The following is a 7,134-nucleotide window of genomic DNA, read 5'->3' as shown; positions in this document are numbered from 1 at the left end:
GTGCCCATCATCGCCTTGCCCATCTCGTCCATCACGGCGCGGACATCGGCGAAGTCGAGATTGATCAGGCCCGGACGGACCATCAGGTCGGTCACGCCCTTGACGCCCTGATACAGCACGTCGTCGGCCATCGCGAAGGCTTCGGTGAAGGTGGTCTTCTCGTTGGCCAGCCGGAACAGGTTCTGGTTGGGGATGATGATCAGCGTGTCGACGACCTTCTGCAGAGCCTCGACCCCCTCTTCGGCCTGGCGCATCCGCTTGCTGCCCTCGAACTGGAAGGGCTTGGTCACGACGCCGACGGTCAGGATTCCCATCTCGCGCGCGGCCTGGGCGATGATCGGGGCCGCCCCGGTGCCGGTGCCGCCGCCCATGCCGGCGGTGATGAAGCACATATGCGCGCCCATCAGGTGATCGACGATGTCCTCGATGGTTTCTTCGGCGGCCTTGGCGCCGATCACCGGCTTGGCCCCGGCGCCCAGACCCTCGGTCACCTTCGGACCCATCTGGATGCGGTTGTTGGCGCGCGATCCGGCCAGCGCCTGCGCGTCGGTATTGGCGACCACGAACTCGACCCCGTCGAGCTGCTTCTCGATCATGTTGTTGACCGCGTTGCCGCCTGCGCCGCCCACACCGAATACCGTGATGCGCGGCTTCAGTTCTTCTTCGTCGTTCATCATCAGATTGAGATTGAGATTCATGGTTTCCGCCTGTCTGTCGCTGATCGTTGCGGACGTGAACCGTCCGTTCGAATCCCCCGTATCAACTGCAATCGTAGCGATTGAACGCCCCCGCGTCACCCGAAAAAGGCGGAGGTACCGCAAAATCTGGCGGGGAACTCAACAGGTATCGGCGGTATCTTGCCATACACGCTGAATATGGTGGCGCCGGCCTGACGCCACACAAACGGAAAAATGTCGCAATCACCAGTTGTTGCGGAACCAGCGATAGGCCCGTCGCAGACTGCGGGCGGGATAGGTCTCGGCCGGCATCTCGAAATCCCACCATTCGTCCTGCGGATGGGCGGCGAACAGCGCCAGCCCGACCGCGCCGGAAAAGCTGGGATCGGTCAACTGATGCGCCAGCCCGTCGATTCGCAGCGGCCGGCCACAACGGATGTTCGGGCCCAGGATGCGCGCGGCCAGCCCGTCCAGGCCGGGAATCTGGCTGCCGCCGCCGGTCAGCACGATCTGCTGGCTGGGCATGAAGTCAAATCCAGCCGCATCAAGGACTTGCCGCACATGGACCAGAATTTCCTCGACCCTCGGACGCATCACTCCGATCACGTCCGCGCGGCTGACGACGCGGCGGTCGGCCTCCCAGTCGCCTGTCTCTCCGCCGACGGCAATCATGTCGCGGTCGTCGCGGCCGGTCGCCTCGACCCCGCCGTTCAGCGTCTTCAACCGCTCGGCCACCGCCAGCGGCACGCGCAGCCCCTGGACGATATCCTGTGTGATCAGGTTACCGCCAATCTGAACATTATCCGAGAAGATCATGTGTTTCTTGATGAAAACAGATACGCCCGTCCCGCCCCCGCCAAAGTCGATACAGGCCGCGCCCAGTCCCTGCTCGTCCTCGACCAGCGCGGCCCGGGCCGAGGCATAGGCGGCCGAGGCGACCCCGGCCAGTTCCAGATCGCAGCGCCGGATGCATTGCACCAGGTTGCCGATCACGTCTTCATCCACGGTCAGCACATGCATGTCGCAGGCCAGGCGGTTGCCGACATGATCGCGCGGATCGGACAGCCCGCTGCGATTGTCCACGGCGAAATTCACCGGCTGCGCGTGCAGCACCTCGCGTCCGCGCCCGAAATCGGGGGTTTCGCAGGCCGCCAGGACCGAGGCCACGTCATGTTCGCTGACCTTGCCCGATTCCAGCACGATCTCGCCATCGAGCCCGTAGGATGCGGGCCGCCCGCCGGACATGCAGGCGATGACATGATCGACCCGGCAGCCGGCCACCTTCTGCGCGCCGGCCACCACGGTGCGGATCGCGCGCTCGGTCTCGGCCATGGTGTCGATTTCGCCCCGGCGCATCCCGCGAGAGCGCGTCGTCGCCGCGCCGATCACGCGGAAATTGGCCTGCCCCGCCATCGGACCCACGCCATCGACCTCGCGATCCGTTCCGGTGCCGTCGAATTTCAGAACGAGACAGGCGATTTTCGAGGTGCCTATGTCAAGGATGCCGACCACGCCCCGTTGCAATGCCGCCCGGCGGATGTTTCGCATCGCCCGCTGCGTCTGATACAATTCGACCATCGCCGCTCAGCCCCTCTTTCTATCGTCTTCGTCCAGAACATTGCCGTCCGGCCCCAGCAACGGCAGGCCGCGCGCCTTGCGGATCGAATTGCGCGCGTCGATCCCCAGCCGAAGCACCGGCCTCGAGGGGCTGCGCAGATCGACAACCTGGATGTCGCGGCCCAGCATGTCCTGCGACCGGTTCAGCGCAATGGCGGCCTGCAACGCGATGACCGCGCCTTCCTCGGGCAGCATGATGCGCTGGTTGTTGTCCAGCACCAGATCCCAGCGGCGTTCGCCGCGCCGCACCAGGCCACGCACCCGCGGCAGGATCGGTCCCGCCGCATCCAGCAGTTGCAGGGCCTCCTGGGTTTCCAGATCCGCCCCATCGCCGGCGATCAGCGGCAGATCGGGCCGCACATCGCGCGAGGTCACGCTGGCCACCCGATTGCCGGTCGCATCCAGAATGTCGATCCCGGCGGCATGGCGCCACAGCAGCGCGGGCACCCGCTCCTTGACGACGGCCGAGAGGATGCCGCCGGGCTTGATCCGCAGGTCGATGGATTCGACCGCGTCCAGTTGCATCACCTGAAGCCGCATCGCCGTCAGGTCGATATCGAAGCTGGAGGCCGGCAGATCGACCGGCAGCATCCCGCGCAGGGCCTTGTCCACGACGGGCGAGGCGCCTTCGATCGTCATCATGCGGACCTGAAATTCCTCGCGGCTCTGCACCTTGTCCACCAGCCCGGCGACGCCGGCGCCAAGCGCGGCGCGGCGATCCTGGTCCGACAGCCACAGGCCCGCCGTCATCGCGATCAGGAATGCCGGCACACCCACCCGGATCACCCGGCGATAAAGCGGCTTCAGCCACACCCGCTCCAGCCGGTATTGCAACCGCGACGGCGCGGGATCGCGCCTTTGCCGGGGCTGCGGCGGCGGCTGCAATTGCCGCTGCTGCGGACGATGATCGATCACGGCCGACACAGCGCATCCTCCACCATCCACCGCATCAGGGCGGGAAAATCGATGCCGGCATGGGCCGCCTGTTCCGGCGCCAGCGAGGTCGGCGTCATGCCGGGCTGGGTATTGACCTCCAACAGATACAGCCCGTCGCGGCCGCGGCTGTCATCCCAGCGGAAATCCGACCGGCTGAGGCCGCGACAGCCAAGCGCGCGATGCGCCCGCAAGGCGTAATCGAGGCAGGCTTCGGTGATGTCGGCGGGCAGATCGGCCGGAATTTCGTGGCGCGAGCCGCCGGGGCGGTATTTCGCATCGTAATCATACCAGCCCTCGGCGAAGATCTCGGTCACGGCCAGCGCGCGCTCGCCCATCACCGTGGTCGTCAATTCGCGGCCCGGTGCATAAGTTTCGACCATCACCCGTGCCGGCATCCTGTCGTCCAGCGCGGGTGGGCCATTGTTTTCCGACGCGATAATATAGACACCGACGCTGGAACCCTCGTCATTCGGCTTGACGACATAGGGGGCCGGCATGACGTGGCGGGCGCTGACATCGGCGCGTTCGGCGATCACGCTTTCCAGAACCGGCAGGCCGGCGGCGCGGAACGCATCCTTGGCCCGCGTCTTGTCCATCGCCAGGGCCGAAGCCAGCACGCCGGAATGGGTATAGGGCAGGTCCAGCCATTCCAGAACGCCTTGTGCGCAGCCATCCTCGCCCCAGCGGCCATGCAAGGCATTGAAGACGACATCGGGCCGCAGGCCATTCAGCCGCGTGGCGATCTCCGCCCCCGGTTCCGGCCCGAGCTCGACCTCGGTTACATCATAGCCCGCCACCCGCAACGCCGCCGCGCATTCGCGACCCGATGACAGCGACACCTCGCGCTCGGCCGAGGGTCCGCCCATCAGAACGGCTACGGTGTGGGCTGTCCTGCTCGACTTGCCCGCCACGCTTCTGCCTCTTGAGCCCGGTTGATCCGGGCCTGTCTTGATCGGCGCGGTCGGATTCTTCCCGATCTTGCGCCATGTCCGGACAGGATAGCCGCAAAGCACCCGCCGCAAAAGACAAATTTCGCGTTTCTCGTCAGAATGTTCGCTTGGGCTATGGTGTCAGGTTTCCGGCAGCGGCTCGCCCACGCGCATGACTTCCCATTGCAGATCGTGGCCGCTGTCCTCGCGAACGCGGCGGCGCACCAGTTCGCCCAGGGTTTCAAGCTCTGCCGCCGTGGCGCCGCCGGTGTTCAGCAGGAAATTGGGATGTTTCTCGGACATTTGCGCCCCGCCCCAGCTATGCCCGCGCAGGCCCGCCCGATCGATCAGCGTCCACGCCTTCAATTCGTGGCTGTCATCGGCGCGGCCGGTCGAGCTGAAACCGGCCGGATTGCGAAACGTCGATCCGGCGCTGCGGTCGCGGGTCGGCTGGGCCAGATCGCGCCTGGCGATCTGGTCGGCCATCTTCTGATGCAGCGCGTCGGGATCGGCCCGGTCGGCGCGAAAGCGCGCATCCGTCAGGATCCAGCCATCGGGCAGATCTGCATGACGATAGGCAAAGCCCAGATCCGCGGGCGTCAGCGTGACCTGGCGGCCCTCGCGGGTGACGGCACGGGCATCGATCAGGTGATCGGCGACATAGCTGCCATAGCAACCGGCATTCATGCGAACCGCACCCCCGATACTGCCGGGAATGGTGCGCAGGAAGGTCAGATCCAGCCCGGATTCCGCCGCCCGGCGGGCGACATGGGCATCCAGCGCGGCGGCGCCCGCGGTCACGATGTCGCCGTCGATGTCGATGGCATTGAACGCCCGGCCGAGACGGATCACCACCCCGCGAATGCCGCCGTCGCGGACGATCAGATTGCTGCCGACGCCGATCGGAAAGACCCCGATGCCCGGATCCAGGACAACCAGGAATTCCGCCAGATCCTGGGGATCGGCGGGCTGGAACAGCCATTCGGCGGGGCCGCCGACGCGCAGCCATGTCAGCCCGTCCAGAGGACGGTTCGGCGTCAGCGCGCCGCGCGGAGTGGGAAGATCGAGGCTCATGGCAAGGCTGGTAGCCAGCGCGCGCCATGGCGTCAATATCGGCCCGCGAATGCCCTTGCATCCGCGACTCCGGCCGGGCGGCGGATCGACGCCTGGTTCAGGATCGCGTTCGGATACGGTCCTGCCGCAACGGGATCCGGGTCGCCGCGGCCCAGGGCACGCACCTGCAGCCTCGCCCGTGCCGGTCCGTCAGAGATATCGCAGGGCCGTCATCATTCCCGCCTGCATGTGATACAGGTTGTGGCAGTGAAACGGCCAGTTCCCCGGATTGTCGGCGTCAAAGGCGATCGTCACGGATTCCATCGCCGGAACCAGCACCGTGTCACGCATGGCACCCGACAGTCTCGCGGGTCCGATGCCCACGACCTGGAAGTGATGACCGTGCAGATGCATCGGGTGCGACATCATCGTGCGGTTGCGGATGACGATTTCGACCCGTTCGCCCTGCTTCACCTCCAGCGGCGCGCGGTTCTCGAACGTCTTTCCATTGATGCCCCAGACATAGGGCTCCATGCTGCCGGTCAGATCGCAGGAAAGCGTCCGGTCGACGGTGCGCTTTTGCAGAGGTGTCTCAGCCAGAAGCTTGCGTTCCAGATCGAGAAGCACCGGGGGCGCGGTCCGGTCCGCCTGCGACGAGATCCGGTCTATCCTGGCGCCTTGCGTCGCGAGGATCAGCCCCGTCCGCGCCGTGTCGCCTTCGCGTTGCGCCAGGATCGGCAGAGCCAGCGCCGCGTCGGGAATATCGATTTCGATGTCGACGCGCTGCGCCATCGTCAGTTCGAAGCGCCGCCCGATGATGGGCCTGACCGGCATCCCGTCCACGGCGACCAGTCTGCCCCGAACCGCGCCGAGATCGATCCAGAAATTGGTCGATGACGCCGCGTTGATGACCCGCAGCCGGACCGGTGCGCCGCGATCGACGCGGATCACCTCGGGGTCTGACAGATCCCGATCGTTGACAAGGAAAGCGTCGAAGGAGATGTCGTTCAGATCCATCGGCATGTCGTCCTGATCCATGCCGGACATCGGCATCGTCATCGTCATGCCCATCGAATCCATGCCCTCCATGCCCTCCATGCCGGATGGATCCATGCCCGCCATGCCAGTGCCATCCTGCGACGGGCCGCGCACCATGCCGTGCTGCATCGCCGCCATGCCCGATCCGATACGGCCTGCGTCATCGCCGACCAGTCGCGCCATCAGCTCCTCGGGCGACGTGAAGGAAAAGTCGTGCAGCAGCATCACGACCTCTTGCCGGTCGGCAGCGCCATCACGAAGAATCAGCGGCGCGGCCATCAACTGCGCCTCTTGCAGACCGAAATGCGAATGCATCCAGTTGGTGCCGCCCCGCGGCAGATCGAAGGCAAAGTTCTTTGTCCCCCCGGCCGGAATCGGTTCCTGCGACAGGGTATTTCCGTCCTGTCCGAAAGGCGGCGTGAGACCGTGCCAATGAATGACCGTCGGCACCCCGGCCTCGTTGGCCAGCGCGACGTCGAAACCATCCGCGATGTCCAGGGTCAGCCCCTGCCGGCCGCGTTCGTCGGTGAGACCAAACACCGTCGCAGCCCGGCCCTGAACCTCGATCGTGCGCGTGCCTGCCGTCAGTCGCCGCGCACCCTGTGCCGCCCAGGCTTGCGCCCCGAAAGAGCCGAGGGCCGTGACAGCCGCCAATTGACCTGCCGTTGACAGGAAACGTCGGCGACTGATGCCGGGGATGAGTGCCATCTGGTGATCCGATCCTTTTGAGTGAGAGTTCAGAACGTGACGTGCGACAGGTTGGCCGGGCCGGCTGTCGGATGGTTGCGAATCCAGCCCCGGATTGGTTCGGCAGATAGGTCAGCCGAACCCGCCGGGCAAGATGATGCCGTGTCGCAGGAAAATGAAGATTTTCGGGATCCTGC

Annotated in this window: 6 protein-coding genes; all 6 read right to left on the bottom strand. The window is 65.8% G+C overall.

The window, feature by feature from the left end:
• Positions 1-698 (bottom strand): cell division protein FtsZ (ftsZ, locus tag B4A72_RS13525; RefSeq protein WP_292978826.1); only part of this gene is annotated, 698 nt, incomplete at its 3' end.
• A gap of 222 nt (positions 699-920) precedes the next feature.
• Entirely contained in the window at positions 921-2,255 is a 1,335-nt protein-coding gene (ftsA, locus tag B4A72_RS13520; RefSeq protein ID WP_292978824.1) for a cell division protein FtsA, read from the bottom strand.
• A gap of 6 nt (positions 2,256-2,261) precedes the next feature.
• Positions 2,262-3,218, bottom strand: a complete 957-nt coding sequence (locus tag B4A72_RS13515) for a cell division protein FtsQ/DivIB (protein WP_335661652.1) — start codon at positions 3,216-3,218, stop codon at positions 2,262-2,264.
• Entirely contained in the window at positions 3,206-4,141 is a 936-nt protein-coding gene (locus B4A72_RS13510) for a D-alanine--D-alanine ligase (protein ID WP_292956880.1), read from the bottom strand. The genes B4A72_RS13515 and B4A72_RS13510 overlap by 13 nt, the downstream gene beginning before the upstream one ends.
• 159 nt (positions 4,142-4,300) lie before the next feature.
• Complete coding sequence (murB, locus tag B4A72_RS13505; protein WP_292956877.1) at positions 4,301-5,233, bottom strand: UDP-N-acetylmuramate dehydrogenase; 933 nt, start codon at positions 5,231-5,233, stop codon at positions 4,301-4,303.
• Positions 5,234-5,422: 189 nt separating this feature from the next.
• Positions 5,423-6,958: a multicopper oxidase family protein gene (locus B4A72_RS13500; protein WP_292978822.1), complete on the bottom strand. Its 1,536-nt coding sequence runs from the start codon at positions 6,956-6,958 to the stop codon at positions 5,423-5,425.
• Positions 6,959-7,134 lie beyond the last annotated feature (176 nt).

Origin of the sequence: Paracoccus sp. UBA5162, from assembly GCF_002413585.1 — a bacterium.
Lineage (GTDB): Bacteria > Pseudomonadota > Alphaproteobacteria > Rhodobacterales > Rhodobacteraceae > Paracoccus.
The sequence above is the reverse complement of the archived record's forward strand: the minus strand, read 5'-3'. Positions and strand labels throughout refer to the sequence as shown.

Bases quoted from the DNA above. Each gene is read 5' to 3' on its own strand.
- B4A72_RS13500 (WP_292978822.1), bottom strand. From the start codon at position 6,958: ATGGCACTCATCCCCGGCATCAGTCGCCGACGTTTCCTGTCAACGGCA.
- murB (WP_292956877.1), bottom strand. From the start codon at position 5,233: ATGAGCCTCGATCTTCCCACTCCGCGCGGCGCGCTGACGCCGAACCGT.
- ftsA (WP_292978824.1), bottom strand. From the start codon at position 2,255: ATGGTCGAATTGTATCAGACGCAGCGGGCGATGCGAAACATCCGCCGG.